Here is an 18283-nt window from a genome sequence, read left to right as displayed (position 1 = left end):
ATGCCGCGCGAGGAGCCCCACCCCCCATGGACGTGAAAACCATCCTGCAGTATGTGCTCGCGCTGTTCATGGTCGCCGCGGGGGTGAACCACTTCCTCAAGCCCCGCATGTACATGCGCATCATGCCGCCGTACCTGCCCCGGCCCCGGGAGCTGGTGCTCATCAGCGGCGTGGCGGAGGTGCTGCTGGGCATCTTCCTGCTGGTGCCCGCCACCACGCGGCTCGCGGCGTGGGGCCTGGTCGCGCTGTTCGTGGCGGTGTTCCCCGCGAACCTCCACATGGCCCGGCACCCGGAGCAGTTCCGGAAGATTCCCCCGGCCCTGCTCTGGGCGCGGCTGCCGCTCCAGGCCGTGCTCATCGCCTGGGCGCTCTGGTACGCCTGAGCCTGCTCAGCGCCAGAGCGGCGCGTGGTCCTCGATGTACTGGCGCACCGTGCGCGTGGGCCGGCCCAGCAGGTGGGTGAGCGTGGGGTCCACCTTCTCCGCCTTCCCGAAGCGGAGCCCCACGTGCAGCAGCGTCTGCATGCCCAACTGGCCCCAGGACAGCCGGCGCTGGTGCAGGTGGCGCACGTAGCCGGGCACCGACGCGGGCACGTAGCGGATGGGCCGGCCCAGCACCTCCGACAGCACGGACGCCACCTCGTCGAACGTCACCGCCTCCAGCCCGGTGAGCGTGAAGGCGCGGTTGCGCAGCGACGTGTCCAGGAGCGCCCGCGCCGCCACCTCGCCCACGTCGCGCACGTCCACGAAGGCCACCTTGCCGTGGCCCGCGGGCATGTAGAGCCGGCCGTCCTGGCGGATGTCCTCGCGGTACGCGTCCCCCAGGTTCTGCGCGAAGAACGCCGGGCGCAGCAGCGTCCACCCCACGTTGGCGCGCATCAGGTGCTCCTCCACCGCGTGGTGCGGCGCCCACGCGCGCGTCTCCGCGCCCGCCATGGACAGGAACACCACCTGCCTCACGCCCTGCGTGGCGGCCGCGTCGATGAACGCGTGGAGCGCCCCTTCCGCGTGGGCGAGGGCCGGCGGGCGCATCAGGAACACGCCCCGCACGCCCTCCAGCGCGGGGAGGAACGTCTCCGGCCGCAGGAAGTCCAGCGGCGCCGGCATCACGTCCCCGTCCATCTCCTTGAGCAGCGACACCGTGTGCTCCGGCGACTTCACCGCCGCGCGCACCGCCACCCCTTCGGACAGGAGCGCGCGCACCACCGCGCGCCCCACGTTGCCCGTGGGCCCCGTGACGAGCACCGGCCCACTCACCACGGCCACCCCTCCGCCAACCGCCGGACCCGCCCGGCGCCAGACGACGCTCCTGCGCTCATGAGGAACCTCCTCCCGCGAACCCGCCCCCTCCGGAAACCGGCGGATGGCGGGGTGATTCAGACCCACCCTGGCGTCCCATTCCCTACTCCGGAAGAACGCACCCCTCCTGATCCGTTGAGGCCTGTGCTCTCAAATTCCGGAGGTTGAGAATGGAGCGTACGTCAGCCAACACCTCGCGTGTGGGAGGGCCGGCTGCCGGGCGCCCGGCGGACCTTTGGGCCCGCCATCCTTCCTTGACTGATCCGAACCCGCTCTTTAGGTTGAGAGGCTTCCACCGGCTCTGAGTCCAGAGCCAAGAAGGATGTTCCATGGCCCGCGTTACCGTTGAAGACTGCCTTCCCTACGTGGACAACCGGTTCGCGCTGGTGCTCCTGGGCGCCAAGCGCGCGCGCCAGCTCATGGCCGGCGCCCGGCCCATCATCGAGACCTCGAAGAACAAGCCGCCCGTGCTCGCCCTGCGCGAGGTCGCCACCCAGCGCGTGAAGTTCGACCGCGACGTGCGCGAGGCGCTGTCCGGCAAGTACGTGGGCGAGGAAGCCAAGAAGTAGCTTCGCGTCACCCCGGCTCCTTCCCCTCCATGGGGGGAGGAGTCCCGGGCGCCAGGCCCTGGGCGCGCATCCACCGCAGCGCCCGGCCGGCGACGGCCTTCTCACCCTTGTAGCCCAGCGCCGGAATCAGCCCCTCGAGCGGCATCCAGCGCACCTCGTCCACCTCCACGCGCGGCCCCGGCAGCGGCCCCAACTCCCCCGCCTCGTAGCGGAAGAGGAAGAAGTGGACGCGCTTGAAGATGCGCTGCCCCCGGAACTGGTAGACGTAGCGGATCTCCCCCAGGGGCGCGAGCAGCGCCACCGCGGACAGCCCCGTCTCCTCCTTCACCTCACGCCGCGCGGTCTGCTCCGGCGTCTCGCCCGGATCCACGTGGCCCTTGGGCAGCGCCCACAGGTGACGCCCGTGGGGACGGATGACGGCCACCTCCCAGGTCCCGTCCTGGAAGCGGATGACAATGCCTCCTGAGGACGCCTCGCGCGGCATGGGCTCCACCCTACCCGATGCAGGCGGCGGCCGGGACCCTCAACCGCCGTGCGCGAAGTGGCGCAGCTTGGCCTCCGCCCCCAGCCGGTAGGCATAACGCAGGTCGCCGAGGAGCCGGTCCAACCGCCGGCTCAGGACGTGCCCCATGAGCCGCGCGCAGAAGCGCCGGGACAGCCGGTTCGCCTCCTCGTAGCGCCAGCGCTCCTCCACGGACAGCAGGGGCTGGTAGGTCACGCGGTCGAAGAGGCGGCCCAACAGCTCCCGCGCCCACCCGGCCACGCCCTCGCCCCAGCGGTGCAGGAGGCACACGACGAACTTGTCCACCTCCGCCTGGGCCTCCAGTTCCAGCAGCGACACCGTGCGCTCGTAGTGCGCCGTGTGCGCGACGTAGAGGAAGTGGCTGACGCCCTCGGTCACCTGGCAGTAGCCGTCCAGGTCGCCCTCCAGCACGGAGGTCAGCGGGCTGGCCCCGTAGCGCGCCATGCGCTCGCGCAAGGCGGGGTCCAGGTAGAGCGCCACCTCCAGGTCGCCCCGGGCCTCCAGGACGAGCAGCTCCTCCGGCGCGCGCCCGGTGCCGCCCAGGAGCGCGGCGACCTGCGCGTCCACCACCACGAAGGCCTCCGCGCGGGCCTCGCACTGGAAGCCGTAGATGGCCTCCAGGTGGGCCTGGAGGCGCCCCACGAGCGGGAAGTCCCCGGCGTCAGTTGGCAAGCGGCCCCTTGCGCGGGACCCAGCCCGCGTCCACCAGCACGCGCTCCAGCTTGTCGTTGCCCGTGCGCACCCAGGACTCGTAGACGCGCAGCGCGCCCGCGGGCCCCGCGCTCACCAGGCCGCGCGCGCTGATCTCCTCCAGCAGCTCCGCGAGCGAGCGGAACTTGTCGCACAGCTCGCGGTACACGCCGGTGAAGCCGCCCGGGGGCACCAGCTCCGCCACCTGCCCGTACGCCGCGCCGCCCATCTGGATGTAGTAGTCCGGGCCCACCATCCCCTGCTGCAGCGCGCCGGAGAAGAAGCCGACCTTGTAGAGCGACACGTCGCCCAGCCGCCGCAGCGTGCGGATGCGCTCCTCGCGCTCCTGCTGCAGCGAGCGGTGGTACAGCTCCGCCAGCGGCTCGTGGTCCCGCCGGCCCTCCGCGTCACGGCTGAACAGCTTGTCCGTGGCCGCGAACTCCGCCAGCAGGTTCACCAGGTAGAACTCGGTGGACTCGCCCAGCGCCACCCGCTGCCGGGCCGCGACCTCCAAGAGGAGCTCCCGGAAGAACTCCTTCAGCGAGGAAGAGGACGTCACCAGTCCGCTCATCGACCACACCTCCCGGATGAAGCCTGGAAGGCCCCCGGGCCAGCGCCCGGACCCTCCAGGACACGCTCAGGCAAGCGTAGTCACGTCTCAAGGCGCCGGCAAAAGGCACTTGAGTCTTATCAAGCACTTACGCTGGCACTCGGCCGCGGCGAGTGCCAACGTCCGGACACCCGGCACGGCCTTGCGGGCAGGTGCGACCCGCGGGAATCTTTTTCGGAAAAGCCCAATCAGGACGGGAGTTTAGCGGCATCCGGACAGATGGCCCGACGTCGCTTGACGGGGTGAAGTCCCTGGTTATTATCCGCCGCGCCTGGGCGTTAGCACTCAGCGGGTGCGAGTGCCAACGCCGGGGCCCACAGGCCCTTTTTCAACAACCCCTGCGGCATCCCGGTCCGGACCTTCCGTCCGCCTCCGGCCGCCGCGATTCACAGGAGCAAGCCATGAAGATTCGTCCCCTGCAGGATCGGCTCATCATCAAGCGCGTCGCCGAGGAGAACAAGACCAAGGGCGGCCTCTTCATCCCCGACACGGCGAAGGAGAAGCCGCTCGAGGGCAAGGTGATCGCCGTCGGCAACGGCAAGGTGCTGGAGGACGGCAAGGTGCGCGCCATGGACATCAAGGCCGGCGACACCATCCTCTTCAGCAAGTACGCGGGCACGGAGATCAAGCTGGACGGCGAGGATCACCTGATCCTCCGCGAAGAGGACGTGCTGGGCATCATCGAGAAGTGAAGCCCGCCGTCTCTCTTCCCACCCACAACTTCTAGAGGATTCAGACCATGGCGAAGGACATCATTTTCGAAGTGCGCGCGCGTGACGCCATCCTGCGCGGCGTGAACATCCTGGCCGACGCGGTCAAGGTGACCCTGGGGCCCAAGGGCCGCAACGTCGTCATCGAGAAGAGCTTCGGCTCCCCCACCATCACGAAGGACGGCGTGACGGTGGCGAAGGAAATCGAGCTGGAGAACAAGTTCGAGAACATGGGCGCCCAGATGGTCAAGGAGGTCGCCTCCAAGACCTCCGACGTCGCGGGTGACGGCACCACCACGGCCACCGTGCTGGCGCAGGCCATCTTCCGCGAGGGCGCGAAGCTGGTCGCCGCGGGCCACAACCCGATGGACATCAAGCGCGGCATCGACAAGGCCGTCGCCGCCATCACCGCCGAGCTGAAGACGCTGGCGAAGCCGACCAAGGGCAACAAGGAGATCGCCCAGGTCGGCACCATCTCCGCGAACGGTGACACCACCATCGGCCAGATCATCGCGGACGCGATGGAGAAGGTCGGCAAGGAGGGCGTCATCACGGTGGAAGAGGCCAAGGGCCTGGACACCACCCTGGACGTCGTGGAAGGCATGCAGTTCGACCGCGGCTACCTGTCCCCGTACTTCGTGACGGATCCGGAGCGCATGGAGGTCGTGCTGAACGACGCCCTCATCCTCATCCACGAGAAGAAGATCTCGTCGATGAAGGACCTGCTCCCCATCCTGGAGCAGGTGGCGCGCGCCGGGAAGCCCCTGCTGATCATCGCCGAGGAGGTCGAGGGCGAGGCCCTGGCCACCCTGGTGGTGAACAAGATCCGCGGCGTGCTGAACGTGGCGGCGGTGAAGGCGCCGGGCTTCGGCGACCGCCGCAAGGCCATGCTGGAGGACATCGCGGTCCTCACCGGCGGCCGGATGATCGCCGAGGACCTGGGCATCAAGCTGGACACGCTGACGCTCCAGGACCTGGGCCGCGCGAAGCGCGTCACCATCGACAAGGACAACACCACGGTCGTCGACGGCGCGGGCAGCCAGTCGGAGATCGAGGCGCGCGTGAAGCAGATCCGCGCCCAGGTGGAGGAGACCTCCAGCGACTACGACCGTGAGAAGCTCCAGGAGCGCCTCGCGAAGCTCGTGGGCGGCGTGGCCGTCATCAACGTGGGCGCCGCGACCGAGACGGAGATGAAGGAGAAGAAGGCCCGCGTGGAGGACGCGCTCAACGCGACCCGCGCGGCCGTGGAAGAGGGCGTCGTCCCCGGCGGCGGCGTGGCCTACATCCGCTGCCTCAAGGCCCTGGAGACCCTGAAGGTCGCCGACGGTGAGAAGTCCGGCGTGGACATCATCCGTCGCTCCGTCGAGGAGCCGCTGCGTCAGATCGTCGGCAACGGCGGCCTGGAGGGCAGCGTGGTGGTGAACAAGGTCAAGGAGGGCACGGGCGCCTTCGGCTTCAACGCCGCCACGGGCACCTACGAGGACCTGCTGGCCGCGGGCGTCATCGACCCGGCCAAGGTGAGCCGCACCGCGCTGCAGAACGCCGCGTCGGTCGCCTCGCTGATGCTCACCACGGAGGCCATGGTCGCCGAGCGCCCGAAGGCGGACGACGACAAGGGCGCCGCGGGCGGTGGCATGGGCGGCATGGGCGGCATGGGCGGCATGGGCGGCATGGGCATGTAGTCGCCCCACCCGTCCCCCAGCAGTCCCGGGGATGGACCTGACGGCCTCCGGCGCCCACCTGGGCTCCGGGGGCCGTCGTGTTTCAAGGGGCCGGGCACGCGCGAAGGCCATGGCCTCCCGTGCAACGGCCCCTTAGGTTTGGCATCAAGAGAGCCAGGAGGAATTCCATGAAGCCCGTGAAGATCTACACGACGACCTACTGTGGCTTTTGCGTGCGCGCGAAGGACCTGCTCAAGCGCAAGGGCGTGGCCTACGAAGAGGTGGACGTCACCGGGGACGACGACGCCCGCGCGAAGCTGGTGGAGATGAGCAACGGTCAGCGCACCGTGCCGCAGATCTTCATCGGCGACACGCACGTGGGCGGCTACTCCGACATGGCCGCGCTCGACCGCGAGGGCAAGCTGGACGGCATGCTCCACGCTTGAGCAGCCAGGCGGCCGGGCCCCGTGCCCGGACGCCACCCGCGTCCCCGCGTGCCTACCTTCTTCGCCAAGGCATTCACCCCTTTCACGGGAGGAACACCATGGCGGGCGGACAGGAAGTCACGGGGACCCGGGATGAGCACCACGACCTCATCAGCACGCTCTACCACCTGCTCAAGGGCGCGTCGGTGAGCGCGCAGTACCTGCGCGACGCGGAGGCCGCGGGAGATCAGGAGCTGGCGCAGCTCTTCCGCGACTGGCAGGACGAGCAGCGCAACCTGGCCGAGCGCGCCAAGAACCTGCTGGGCGCGCGCATGATGACCGCGCAGGCCGGCACAGGCCGTGCGGCCGCGTCAGGCGCGGAGTCCAAGAGCACGAAGCGCAGGACGAACGCGGAGGTGCCGACGCGCGAGGTGAAGGGCCCCACCAACGCGAGCGTGCGCTCCGGCGGAAGCCCCGGCGACGACGAGGTGGACGAGCAGTCCAAGGAGTCGTTCCCCGCGAGCGACGCACCCGCGAAGTACTGAGGCGAGGGGAAATCCGGATGGCAGGCCCGACGTCCCCGGTAGGGGCGGACGGGCCCCTTCTGTCTTCATCTTCAACGGACGTTTCCGCGTCTACTTGTTCCGCTTGCCCCGTGTGTGCAGTCCCCCCTAAAGAGGCGGGATTCAGGGCGACGAGGGGTGTTTTTGCCCCCCACGCCCCGTTGCGACCAGGGGTTCGTGACCATGATTGACAGACCGGATGTCACCGAAACCGTCCACGCGGAGCGCGAAGGCCAGGCCACGCGCGTCCCTCTTCAGGAGTGGACGGTCGAGGTGGTGAGCGGTCCGGACAAGGGCAAGAAGGTCACCACCCAGGACTCGCTGGTGCGCGTGGGCTCCGACGCCGCGGGCGACCTGGTGCTGAGCGACCCGACGGTGAGCCGCCGTCACCTGGAGGTGGAGCGGCTGCCGCAGGGGCTGTTGCTGCGCGACACCGGCAGCCGCAACGGGACGTTCCTCGACGGGCGCCGCGTCCTCCAGGCCTTCGTCTCCAGCGGCGACAAGGTGGAGCTGGGCAAGACGAAGCTCGCGGTGAAGGTGGCCGCCCGCGCGACGGAGGTGGAGGTCGCGGGCGCGGAGTCCTTCGGGCAGCTCGTGGGCAGCTCGGAGAAGATGCGCTGGGTCTTCACGGAGCTGCGCCGCATCGCGCGCGAGGACATGAACCTGCTCGTCGAGGGTGAGACGGGCACGGGCAAGGAGCTGGCCGCGCGCGCGGTGCACCAGCACTCGCTGCGCCGCCACGGCGCCTTCAAGGTCGTGGACTGCAACCTCATCTCCGAGGAGAAGGCGGAGCGCGAGCTGTTCGGGGGCCTGCGCGCCGGGGAGAACGAGGACAAGGGCGCGCGCGGCATCTTCGAGGCGGCGCGCGGCGGCACCCTCTTCCTGGACGAGGTGGGCGAATTGCCCCTGTCCGTGCAGGGCAAGCTCCTGCGCGTGCTGGAGACGCGCGAGGTGCCGTCGCTGGACGGGCAGCCGGTGGCGGTGGACGTGCGCGTCATCGCCTCCACGCACCGCAACCTGGAGGAGGACGTGCGCCAGGGCCGCTTCCGCGCGGACCTCTACTTCCGGCTCGCGGTGGCGCGCGTGAGGCTGCCGCCCCTGCGCACCCGCCGCGACGACATCCCCACGCTGGCGCAGGCCCTGTCGCGCGGCATGAAGGCCGCGCTGGAACTGACGCCGCAGACGCTGGCCCTCTTCGAGGGCTACGACTGGCCGGGCAACGTGCGCGAGTTGCGCAACGTGCTGGAGCGCGGCGCGCTGATGCAGGAGACGGGCAACACCAGTTGGCTGGACTTCCTGGCGCACGCGCCCAAGCGCACGGAGGGCACGGAGCCCGCCACCAACGTGGCCGCCATCGTCACCGGCATGCCGTACCACGAAGCGAAGGACCGGGTGCTCGCGGACTTCGAGCGGCTGTACTTCGCGGAGGTGATGCGCGAGGTGTCCTTCGACATGAAGGCCGCGGAGCAGCGCACCGGCCTGTCCATGCAGAGCCTCTACCGCCTGTTGAAGAAGAACGGGCTCCGCCTCAAGGACCTCAAGAACGCCGAGGGCCTGGAGAAGTGAGCGCCCGACCGCAGTCCCCACCCCAACCGGGAGAAAGCCTCACCATGCTGAAGCGTCTCGCCGTCGCCTCCGTCATCCTCACCGCCGCCTGTGCGGGCCAGCAGAAGACCGAAGCCACCGAAGGTCAGAAGCAGATGACCAAGGAAGAGCGGCTGCGCATCACCAACCAGCCCCCGTTCGACCTGGCGACCTGCTTCCCGCACGAGCAGACCCTGCCCTCCCCCGCCAACGAGGGTGTCCTCGTGGGCGCGCTCCTGAGCGTCCGCCCGGACGTGCTGGAGTGCCTGGTGGATCCGGCCAACCGCGGCGCGGCGGCCAGCACCAAGGTGACGGTGAAGTCCACCGTCAACGCCCAGGGCGTCACGCACGCCGTCACCAGCGACAACCTCACCCCGGCCGGCATCGGCTGCGTCCAGCAGGTGCTGGACACGCACGTGAAGCCCGCGCCGCTGGCGGCGGACGCGAAGCCGGTGGAGGCCTCGTACGAGTACGACCACGCCACCGCCAACAACCCCTCCGTCACCATGGGCATCAACGAGGGCTCGGACTTCTCCGGCGCGGTGCGCCTGGCGGAGAAGAGCTGGTGTGACTGCTTCGCCGGCTTCAAGACGTCCACGCCGCCGGTGCTGACGTCCGACATCCACATCGTGAAGGGCCAGCCCAACCCGACGGAGGTCGTCTTCAAGCCCTCCGGCAGCACGGAGGGCGACCAGTTGGCGTCCTGCCTCCAGGCGAAGGTGGCCGCCATGCCGGCGACGACGACGGGCGAGCTGAAGTTCCCGTTCCGCTTCGTGTTCTTCAACTCGCAGGCCCCGGTGGAGGCCTCCGCGAGCATGCCGCCGGAGCTGCGCTTCTTCCAGTTGGAGCTGGCGCGCACCCAGTCCGCCGCCGCGTCCGCCATCGCCTTCGGCGCGCGCACCAACGCGGCGGACACGTATGACGCCGTCGTGCAGAAGTACACCAAGACGAAGGACTACCGGCTCTTCGACGAGCTGTCCTCCAAGTGCCAGGCGCTGGTGGACTCGGCCACCAGGTGGGTGGACGCGCTCAAGGCGCAGGAGACGGTGGACCAGACGACCCTGACGCTGGTGCAGGAGCTCAAGGCCCAGAAGGAGGATTGGGCCCCGGTGGAGACCGCCAGCCAGGAGGCCCTGGCCAACACCCAGAAGGACCTCGCCGCCGCCCAGCAGCGTCTGGCCGCGGACCAGGGCGCCTGCCCGAAGAAGAGCTACGCGCCGGCGAAGAAGAAGTAGTCCTTCGACGCTGAGCCGCTGAAATGACGACGGGCGCTCCGGGGAACATCCCGGGGCGCCCGTCTTCTTTCCAGCGCGCGGCCCTGCCCCGCGGCTACGACGCGGCGGGGACCTTGTCGTCGTTGTGCGCGGAGGCCTCGCGCATCTTCACGCTGACGAGCTTGGAGATGCCGGGCTCCTCCATGGTGACGCCGTACAGCGTGTCGGCGATCTCCATGGTGCGCTTGTTGTGGGTGATGAGGATGAACTGCGACTGGCGGCTCATCTCCTTCACCATGTCGTTGTAGCGGCCCACGTTGCCCTCATCCAGCGGGGCGTCGACCTCGTCCAGGAGGCAGAAGGGGGTGGGCTTGATGAGGAAGATGCCGAAGATGAGCGCCACGGCGGTGAGGGCCTTCTCTCCACCGGAGAGCAGGTTGACGCTCTGGAGCTTCTTGCCCGGCGGCTGGGCGACGATCTCCACGCCCGGCTCACCGTTGGGGCCCTCCTGCGTGAGGATGAGGCTGGCCCGGCCGCCGCCGAACAGGCGCGGGAAGATGGCCTGGAACTTGTCGTTCACCACGTCGAAGGTCTGCTTGAAGCGCTCGCGGCTCGTCGCGTCGATGCGGACGATGGCTTCCTTGAGCTGGCTGATGGACGCCTGGAGGTCCTGGCGCTGGGCGGAGAGGAACTCGAAGCGCTTGGACAGCTCCGCGTGCTCGTCGATGGCGGTGAGGTTGATCTCCCCCATCTTCTCCACCTGCGCGCGCAGGTCCTTGAGCTCGCTCTCCACTTCCGGAGAGAGCGGCGCCAGCAGGTGGTAGTTGTGCAGCTCCGCGGCCAGCTCCAACTGGTAGCGCTCGCGGATGCCGGCGGCCAGGTGCTCCAGCTCCAGGCCGATCTCCTTCTCGCGCAGGGTGATTTGGGACAGGCCCTGCATGAGCTCGTCCAGCCGGCCGCGCAGCTCGCGGAAGGCGGTGTCCTGCTCGCGCACCTCGGCGGTGGCGGTGGTGTGCGCGGTGCGGCGGGCCTCCAGGGCCTCCGCGGCCACGCGGTGCTCCTCCGCCCGCTGCTCCCGGGTGGACTCCAGCTCCGCGAGCCGGCCCTGGAGCTGCTCCACCTTGGCGCGGCCCTCCGTCACCGTGGCCTGCAGGCGGCTGACGCGCGCCTCCATGTCCCGGCGCTGCGCCACCAGGCTCTCCAGCTCCTTGCGCGCGGACTCGCCGCGCTCGCTGCCGGCGGCCACCTTCACGCGCAGGCCCATCAGGTCCGAGGACGCCGTGTCCGCGCGCTGGCGCAGCCCCTCCAGCTCGCCCGCGTACTGGCGCACGCGCTCCTCGCGCGCCTCGCGGTCCGCCTGGCCGTGGGCCACCTCGCCGCGGCTGGACTCCTCCTCGTTGGCGAGCGCGGTGTGGCTCCGCGCGAGCTGGCCCTCCTCGCCCTCCAGCGAGCGCAGCCGCTCGCGCACGCGGGCCAGGTCCTCGCTCGCCTTGTGGAGGTCCTTCTCCTGGCTGGCCAGGTTGACCTCCTCCGCGTGCTGCTCCTTGCCCAGGCCCTTGAGGACGGCCTCCGCCTGCCCCATCTGCTTCTGGAGCGTGTAGTGGCGGGTCAAAATCTCGTTGTAGCGCTCCTCCACCCGGGCCACTTCGGCCGCCAGCTCCGCGATTTCACGCTTCTTCTGGAGCGCGCCCACGGCCGCGCCCTCGCGCTCGCCGCCGGTGATGGAGCCGTCCGCGCGGAACACCTCACCGTCCAGCGTGACGAGCGTGACGGGCACGGGGGTGGCTTCCGCGTACTCGCGCGCGGCGGCCATGTCCTGGACGATGACCACGTCGCCCAACAGCAGCTTGAGCACCGGCTCCAGCGCGGGCTCGCAGGACACTTCCTTGAGCGCGTGCGCCAGCACGCCCGGGCGGGTGAGGTCCGGCTCCACGTAGGCCCGGGCCTGCTCGCCGGAGGGCACCGGCAGGAAGGTGCCGCGCCCTTCGGCGTGGCCCTTGAGGTACTCCACCAGCTCCACGCCCTTCTCGCGGCTGTCCACGATGACGTGCTGGAGCCGCTCGCCCAGGGCGGCCTCCACCGCGCGCTCGTAGCGGGCGGAGTTCACCGTGAGGACGTCCGCCACCAGGCCGAAGATGCCCTGCTCGCGGGCCGCCTCCGCCGCGCGCACCATGACGGCGCGCACGCCCCGGTCGAAGCCGTCGTAGTTCTTCTGGATGTCCTCCAGGGAGGACAGGCGGCTGCGCTTGTCGCTCAGCTCCTCGCGCAGCGCGATGACCTGGACCTCGTTCTCCGTGAAGGCCTCGCGCGTGCGGGTGAGGGCCTCCTCCTCCTGGCCGCGGCGCTCGGCCAGCTCGGAGGCCAGGTGGCGGGTGTCCTCCACGTGCCGGGCCGCCTGGGTGCGCACGGCGTCCAGCTCCTGCTCCTGGGCGCGCAGGGACTCCAGCTCACCGGCCAGCTTCGCGCGGCGGGCCTCCAGGTCCGCGCGCTGGCGCGCGAGGTTGACCAGGTTGCTCTCGTGGTTCGCCAGGCGCGTGGCCACGGCGACCAGCCCCGCCCGCTCCTGCTCCAGGCGCAGGGAGATTTCGGTCTGGAGCACGGAGACGCGGCGCTGCTCCTCCAGGGCCACCTGCATGGCCACTTCGTCTTCCTTGTACGAGCCGGCGATGCCCGACAGCTCCGCCTCGCGGGCCGTCATGGTCTGCACGACCTCCGCCTGCCGCGCGAGCAGCGCGTCCAGCTCCGCCTGCGCGGACTCCACGCGCGTGCCGGTCTCCTCGAAGTCGCGCCGGCCGTACGCCAGCTCCTGCGCCTCGCGCTGCAGGGCGCTCTCCAGCGCGTGCACCTCTCCGGCGTACTGCTGGAGCGCCGCCCCTTCCGCGTCCAGCTCCGCGCGGCGCCGGGTGATGGCCTCCTCCAGCTCCTTCACCTTGTCCAGGCCCTCGCGCTCCTCGCCGCCCAGGTTCTCCAGGCGCGACTGGAGCACGCGCTTCTCCGCCATCAGCTCCAGCGAGCGGTGGCTGGCGGAGTGCAAATCAATCTCCCGCATGCGCGCCTTGAGCTTGCGGTACTTCTCCGCCTTCTTCGCCTGGCGCGACAGCGTGTCGAGCCGCTTCTCCAGCTCGTTGGTGATGTCGTTGACGCGCAGGAGGTTGGCCTCGGTGGCCTCCATCTTGCGCTCGGCGGCCTTGCGGCGGGCCTTGTACTTGGTGACGCCCGCGGCCTCCTCCAGCAGGTGCCGGCGGTCCTCCGGCTTGCTGGAGACGATGAGGCCCACGCGGCCCTGCTCGATGATGGAGTAGGCCTTGGTGCCCACGCCCGTGCCGAGGAACAGCTCGGTGATGTCCAGCAGGCGGCAGACGGTCTTGTTGATGAGGTACTCGGAGTCGCCGTTGCGGAACAGCCGGCGCGTCACCGTAATCTCGCTGAAGCCCTGGTACTGGGGCGCCAGCGTGTCCGTGTCGTCCACGAGGAAGGTGAGCGACACCTCCGCCATGGACAGGGGCGGCTTGTTCTCCGAGCCGTTGAAGATGACGTCTTCCATGCCGCGGCCGCGCAGGTTCTTCGCGCTCTGCTCGCCCATCACCCAGCGGATGGCGTCCACGACGTTGGATTTGCCACACCCGTTGGGGCCGACGACGCCCGTGACGCCCTCGTCGAAGGAGAAGACGCTCCGCTCCATGAACGACTTGAAGCCGGTGATGTCCAGGCGCTTGATTCGCATGCCAGCGGTTCTCCCTGCGGCCGTCGTCATGACGGGGTGAAAACGCGCGCGAGGCCGGAAAATCGGCTCCGCAGCGTTCGGCAGGAGTACCAACGCACCCCACCGCGGATCAAGCGTGACCATGCCACGCATGACCCTATGTCAAGTGCTACAGGCCGGTAGGTGAGCGGTCCTGCGTCGCCCTTGCAAAGCAGCCCGCCCACCCTACCTTCCTCCTGATCTTTCCGGAGGCGTCCTACGTTTCAGCCCTTGCTTGCCATGTCGCTCCTCGTCGGTGCGTCCCCGACGTCCCAGGTAGCACCCCGGTCTGACATGGTGGCGGCGGCGGCGCCGGCCCCCTGTCCGAACCCCTGGTTCCCCATGGAGGAAGGCCTGTCGCTGACCTACCGGGCGGGCCGCTCGTCGGAGCTGGTGCTGGCGACGAAGGACGTCGCGCCCAACCCGGACGGGACGGTGAAGGCCACGCTGGCGGTGAGCCTCAAGGGGCGCAGCGGGCAGACGGACCTGACCTGCGACGCGAATGGCGTCCGCACGGGCCTGGGCGGCCTGGAGGGCACGCTCCTGTCCGCGTCCGGCATGGACGTGCAGGTGGTCAACGCGGAGGGCGCGGCCGTGCCGGCGCCGTCCGTGATGGTCCCCGGGGGCACCTGGAAGAACAGCCTGTCGGTGAAGCTCCAGCCGCCGGCCCGGAAGGGCGGCCTGCGCCCCACCATCGCCACGACCTTCGACAAGGAGGCCACGGTGGTGGGCGAGGAGGAGATCACCGTCGCGGCGGGCACCTTCAAGGCGCTGAAGATCAAGAACATCACCACGGCCCGCGCCAGCCGCCCCGGCGCGGAGGGGCGCTCCATGGAGAGCTTCATGTGGTTCGCGCCGGACGTGGGCATCCTGAAGCTGACCACGGACGGAGAGACGAACCTGGAGCTGCTCAAGGTGGACCGGCCCAACGCCAAGGTGAAGCCGGCGGCCGTCCAGGGCGGCGCGAAGAAGAAGGCCGTGAAGCCCACCAAGAGCTAGGGCTTCACCCCGTCTCGCCGGAGGGCACGGGCGGCTCCGGGGCGCGGCCGCCGTCCTTGGGCACCGCCGTGGGGCGCGACTGCGGCTCCACGGTGACGCGCACCACGCGGGGGCCGTCCACCTCCTCCACGAGGATGCGCCACATGTCGAGCTTGAGGCTGTCGCCCTTCTCCGGCACCCGGCCCAGCTTCGTCATCAGGTAGCCGGCGATGGTCGTCACCTCGCCCTTCTCGTCGTCGCTCAGGTCGAAGGTGACGTCCAGTTGGGCCTCCAGGTCGTCCAACTGCGCGGTGCCGGGCAGTTCGAAGCGGCCCCCGGGCAGCGCCCGCACCTCCTCCACGCGCCGGCCCAGCTCCGCCACGTCGCCAACCACCTCCGCCACCACGTCCGCGATGGTGACCAGCCCGGACGTGCCGCCGTGCTCGTCCACCACCATGGCGATCTGCCGGCGCCGGCGGCGGAACTCCGCGAGCAACTGCTCCAGCGTCGCGTTCTCCGGGATGAAGAGCACCGGGCGCTGCACCTGCGACAGGCTGCGCAGCTCGCCTCGCGACAGGAGGAAGAACAGGTCCTTCACGTTCACCACGCCCTCGACCTCGTCGAGGTTGCCCCGGCACACCGGCAGCCACGTGTGCCCGGACGCGCGCGCGTCGATGACGTTCCTGTCCAGCGCCTCCTCCACGTCCAGGTAGCGCATCTGGTTGCGGGGCACCATCACCTGCCGCGCCGTCTTCTGCGCCATCTCCAGCGCGCGCTCCAGGAGCTCCGCCCGCGCGGTGGTGATGGCGCCGGCCTGCGCGGAGCTGTGCAGGATGACGCGCAGCTCGTCCTCGTTCGTGGCCTCGTGCGACTCGCTGGCGGAGTGCAGGCCGAAGGCCTTGAGCACCAGCCCCGCCAGCCCGTTGAGCAGCCGGATGGCCGGGTAGAAGAGGAAGTAGAACGCGCGCATGGGCAGCGCCACCGCGAGCGTCGTCTGCTCCGCGCGCTGGATGGCGACGCTCTTGGGCGCCAGCTCCCCCAGCACGATGTGCAGGAAGGTGATGATGCTGAAGCCGATGATGCCCGCCGCCGTGGAGCCGTACTTCGCCGCCACCGCCTCCGGCAGCACCTTCTCCATCACCGGGTGCAGCAGGTGTTCGAAGGCGGGCTCACCCAGCCAGCCCAGGCCCAGCGACGCGAGCGTGATGCCGAACTGCGTGGCGGACAGGTAGGCGTCCAGCTCGCCCACCATCTTCAGGGCCGTGGCCGCGCCGGGCGTGCCCTCGTCCACCAGGGACTGAAGGCGCGTGGCGCGGATCTTCACGATGGCGAACTCCGTCGCCACGAAGAAGCCGTTCGCGACGACCAGCAGCAGCGCCAGCCCCAGGAAAACCCATTCCATGTGTGATTCCCTCAGAAGAGGGCTTCGAAGTCCGGATCGCCCTTGAGCACGTCGAACATGGGGTCCGCGGACAGCCACCCCAGGACCTTCTGCCGGTCCGACGCCAGCGCCTTCTGCAGGTACTGGACGGCGTCCTTCGGACGGCCCCACAGCGCGTACAGCGCCGCCAGGTTGTAGTTGAGCAGCAGGTCGTCCGGGTTGAGCGCCCGGGCGCGCTCGTAGGCGCGCTCCGCCTCCGCGTAGAAGCCCTTCTGCGCGTAGCAGATGCCCAGGTCCAACTGCGCCTCGAAGTTGTCCGGCTCCAGCCGCACCACTTCCTTCAACTGGGTGATGGAGGAGCGGTAGTCCCCCTCGTCCATCATCAGCGCCGCCAGCTCATGCCGGGGGAAGGCGTCCTGCGGGTCCAGCTCGATGGCGGAGTGCAGCTCCCGCATCGCCTCCTCCACCCGGCCCTGGTCCGCGTAGGTGAGCCCCAGGTTCAGGTGGGCGTCCGGGTACTCCGGATCCAGCTCGATGGCTTCCTTGTACTCCTCCACGGCCATCTCGCTGGCGTGGGTGGAGAGGAAGCAGGCCAGGTTGTAGTGCGCGGTGGCGCTCTCCGGCTCCAGCTTGAGCGCGGTGAGGTACTCGCCCAGCGCCTCGCGGAACTGCTTCTTCTCCGCGTAGACCGTGGCCAGGTTGTCGTGCGCGTGCGCGGACGTGGGGTCCAGGTCGATGGCCTTCCGGAACTCCTTGATGGCCTCGTCCAGCCAGCCCCGGTCCGCCAGCTCGATGCCGCGGGTGTTGTGCTCATCGGACAGAGCGATGTTGTCCTTTTCCCGGGCCATGGGCGCGCGGCAATCTACGCGTCGCGCGTTTCCCCGTGCAAGGTAGAGTTTCCCCTTGCCCATGCGCCACGCCGCCCTGCTGCTCCTGCTGTCGCTCGCCGCCTGTCATCCCCGCCCCGTGACGCCCGCCTCCCCTCCCCTGGGGCTGGAGCCTGGCGCCGCCACGACCGCGCCGCCGCCCGGGGCCGCGCCCGCCCCGGCGGCCGGGTCCGAAACCGGACACCCCGCCGGCCAGCCGGCCCCTCCAGCCCCTGCCCGCCCGGTGACGCTGGTGGTGGGCGGCGACGTGACGGTGGGCTACCACTACGAGGAGTACTTCGACGATCAGGTGGCCAAGGGGAGGTCGCGCGAGGAGATGTTCGCCTACGGCTTCCGCGAGGTGCGCCCCATCGTGGACTCCGGCGACCTGTTCGTCGTGAACCTGGAGTGCCCGTACACGGACAGCACGCAGAAGCTGCCCAAGAACTTCAACTTCCGCGCGCGGCCGGAGCTGGTGAACGTGCTCACCGCGGGCCGCGTGGGCGTGGTCAGCCTGGCCAACAACCACCTGATGGACTACGGCGCGCAGGGGCTGCTGGACACGCTTGCCGCCCTGGAGGCCGCGCGCATCCCCTACTTCGGCGCCGGCCGCACCCTGGCGGAGGCGCGCCGCCCGGCCGTCCTCACCGTGGGGGACCTGCGGGTGGCGTTCCTGGGCTACTTCTTCCTGGGCACGCGCAACATCGAGCCCCGGGAGGTCTACGCCACGGACACCACGCCGGGCGTGGCGGGGCACTTCTCCGACGTGGAGGAGATGGAGCGGATGCTGCGCGAGGACATCGCCGCGGCGAAGGCCCAGGCGGACCTCGTCCTGCCCTTCTTCCACTGGGGCATCGAGGGCAACACCACCCCGGAGCCCTACCAGGTGCGCCTGGCGCACGCGGCCATCGACGCGGGGGCGGCGGGGGTGCTGGGCAGCCACCCGCACGTGCTCCAATCCATGGAGCTGTACCGGGGCAGGCCGGTGCTCTACTCGCTGGGCAACTTCGTGTTCGGCGGGAACTGGAACCCCCGGGACAAGCGCAGCGTCCTGTGGCGGGCGCGCTTCGACTCCACGGGTTATGTGTCCAGTGACGTGCTGCCCCTCAGGACCGACCGCTACCCCGAGTTCCCCGTCCAGCCGGTGCCCGTCACGGGTGCCGAGGCCGAAGGGGTGATGACGCTGCTGCGCACCGCGTCGCAGGGGACGCCGGGGCTGGAGTGGATGCTCCCTGCGTTGGAAGAAGGGGGAGCAGGGAGCCCACCGCCCCCCTCCTCCAGCGTGAGAGGGGGGCAGTAGCTTCCAGGACTACTTGTTGTTGCGCTGGCCGCGCTTGAAGCGCGTGCGGCGGCGCTTGAGCTGCGCCTTCCGGGTCTTGGCGCGGTTCTTCAGCTTCTTCTTGGAACGATTCCCCTTCTGTGCGGCCATGTGGAAGGACTCCGTGTTGAGCGTGATTCAAGCCGCACCG

17 protein-coding genes are annotated in these 18283 nt (G+C 69.9%); 10 read left to right on the top strand and 7 right to left on the bottom strand.

All coding sequences use genetic code 11. The annotated features are described in order from the left end of the window. Positions 1–26: 26 nt before the first annotated feature. Positions 27–383, top strand: coding sequence for a DoxX family protein (locus tag K8612_RS17760; protein ID WP_223741751.1), 357 nt, complete (start codon positions 27–29; stop codon positions 381–383). A gap of 6 nt (positions 384–389) precedes the next feature. On the opposite strand, the gene K8612_RS17755 is transcribed toward K8612_RS17760, so the two are convergent. Then, positions 390–1265 carry an SDR family oxidoreductase gene (locus tag K8612_RS17755; RefSeq protein ID WP_223763119.1) on the bottom strand — a complete coding sequence of 292 codons (876 nt, stop codon included), beginning with the start codon at positions 1263–1265 and terminating at the stop codon, positions 390–392. Positions 1266–1627: 362 nt separating this feature from the next. Between K8612_RS17755 and rpoZ the strand changes: the two genes are divergently transcribed. Then, entirely contained in the window at positions 1628–1867 is a 240-nt protein-coding gene (gene rpoZ, locus K8612_RS17750; protein ID WP_014395366.1) for a DNA-directed RNA polymerase subunit omega, read from the top strand. Between the two features lie 7 nt (positions 1868–1874). On the opposite strand, the gene K8612_RS17745 is transcribed toward rpoZ, so the two are convergent. From K8612_RS17745 to K8612_RS17735, 3 genes are read right to left on the bottom strand one after another with little or no spacing between them, the layout of a single operon-like run. After that, positions 1875–2351, bottom strand: coding sequence for an NUDIX hydrolase (locus K8612_RS17745; protein WP_223741753.1), 477 nt, complete (start codon positions 2349–2351; stop codon positions 1875–1877). A 39-nt stretch (positions 2352–2390) separates the two neighbouring features. After that, the gene (locus K8612_RS17740) at positions 2391–3062 is read right to left on the bottom strand and encodes a hypothetical protein (protein WP_223763118.1); all 672 of its coding nucleotides are present in this window, start codon (positions 3060–3062) and stop codon (positions 2391–2393) included. Then, positions 3052–3651 (bottom strand): hypothetical protein, encoded by a 600-nt coding sequence (locus K8612_RS17735; RefSeq protein WP_223741755.1) that lies wholly within the window; start codon positions 3649–3651, stop codon positions 3052–3054. The genes K8612_RS17740 and K8612_RS17735 overlap by 11 nt, the downstream gene beginning before the upstream one ends. 440 nt (positions 3652–4091) lie before the next feature. Between K8612_RS17735 and groES the strand changes: the two genes are divergently transcribed. The 6 genes from groES (at position 4092) to K8612_RS17705 (ending at position 9868) form a co-directional block, all read left to right on the top strand. Then, entirely contained in the window at positions 4092–4382 is a 291-nt protein-coding gene (gene groES / locus K8612_RS17730; protein ID WP_014395362.1) for a co-chaperone GroES, read from the top strand. A 47-nt stretch (positions 4383–4429) separates the two neighbouring features. Then, positions 4430–6082 (top strand): chaperonin GroEL, encoded by a 1653-nt coding sequence (gene groL / locus K8612_RS17725; protein WP_120591818.1) that lies wholly within the window; start codon positions 4430–4432, stop codon positions 6080–6082. A 167-nt stretch (positions 6083–6249) separates the two neighbouring features. Then, positions 6250–6507 (top strand): glutaredoxin 3, encoded by a 258-nt coding sequence (gene grxC, locus K8612_RS17720; RefSeq protein ID WP_223741756.1) that lies wholly within the window; start codon positions 6250–6252, stop codon positions 6505–6507. A gap of 98 nt (positions 6508–6605) precedes the next feature. Further along, positions 6606–7031: a hypothetical protein gene (locus tag K8612_RS17715; RefSeq protein ID WP_223763117.1), complete on the top strand. Its 426-nt coding sequence runs from the start codon at positions 6606–6608 to the stop codon at positions 7029–7031. A gap of 201 nt (positions 7032–7232) precedes the next feature. Further along, a complete protein-coding gene (locus K8612_RS17710) occupies positions 7233–8615 on the top strand; it encodes a sigma 54-interacting transcriptional regulator (RefSeq protein WP_223741758.1) in 1383 nt (460 codons plus the stop codon). A gap of 44 nt (positions 8616–8659) precedes the next feature. After that, a complete protein-coding gene (locus tag K8612_RS17705) occupies positions 8660–9868 on the top strand; it encodes a hypothetical protein (protein WP_223741759.1) in 1209 nt (402 codons plus the stop codon). Positions 9869–9962: 94 nt separating this feature from the next. Here K8612_RS17705 and smc read toward each other — a convergent pair whose 3' ends face one another. Then, positions 9963–13571 (bottom strand): chromosome segregation protein SMC, encoded by a 3609-nt coding sequence (gene smc / locus K8612_RS17700; protein ID WP_223741760.1) that lies wholly within the window; start codon positions 13569–13571, stop codon positions 9963–9965. A gap of 312 nt (positions 13572–13883) precedes the next feature. Between smc and K8612_RS17695 the strand changes: the two genes are divergently transcribed. Then, positions 13884–14588, top strand: coding sequence for a hypothetical protein (locus K8612_RS17695; protein WP_223763116.1), 705 nt, complete (start codon positions 13884–13886; stop codon positions 14586–14588). Between the two features lie 4 nt (positions 14589–14592). On the opposite strand, the gene K8612_RS17690 is transcribed toward K8612_RS17695, so the two are convergent. Both K8612_RS17690 and K8612_RS17685 read right to left on the bottom strand, forming a co-directional pair. Continuing rightward, complete coding sequence (locus tag K8612_RS17690; RefSeq protein WP_223763115.1) at positions 14593–15969, bottom strand: hemolysin family protein; 1377 nt, start codon at positions 15967–15969, stop codon at positions 14593–14595. An 11-nt stretch (positions 15970–15980) separates the two neighbouring features. Further along, positions 15981–16796 carry a lipopolysaccharide assembly protein LapB gene (locus tag K8612_RS17685; protein WP_120552107.1) on the bottom strand — a complete coding sequence of 272 codons (816 nt, stop codon included), beginning with the start codon at positions 16794–16796 and terminating at the stop codon, positions 15981–15983. Positions 16797–16857: 61 nt separating this feature from the next. On the opposite strand from K8612_RS17685, the gene K8612_RS17680 reads away from it, so the two are divergent. After that, a complete protein-coding gene (locus K8612_RS17680; protein ID WP_223763114.1) occupies positions 16858–18114 on the top strand; it encodes a CapA family protein in 1257 nt (418 codons plus the stop codon). Positions 18115–18283: the final 169 nt, after the last annotated feature.

The sequence above is a fragment of the Corallococcus sp. AS-1-6 genome, assembly GCF_020037015.1.
In the GTDB taxonomy this organism is placed as follows: domain Bacteria; phylum Myxococcota; class Myxococcia; order Myxococcales; family Myxococcaceae; genus Corallococcus.
The sequence above is the reverse complement of the archived record's forward strand: the minus strand, read 5'-3'. Positions and strand labels throughout refer to the sequence as shown.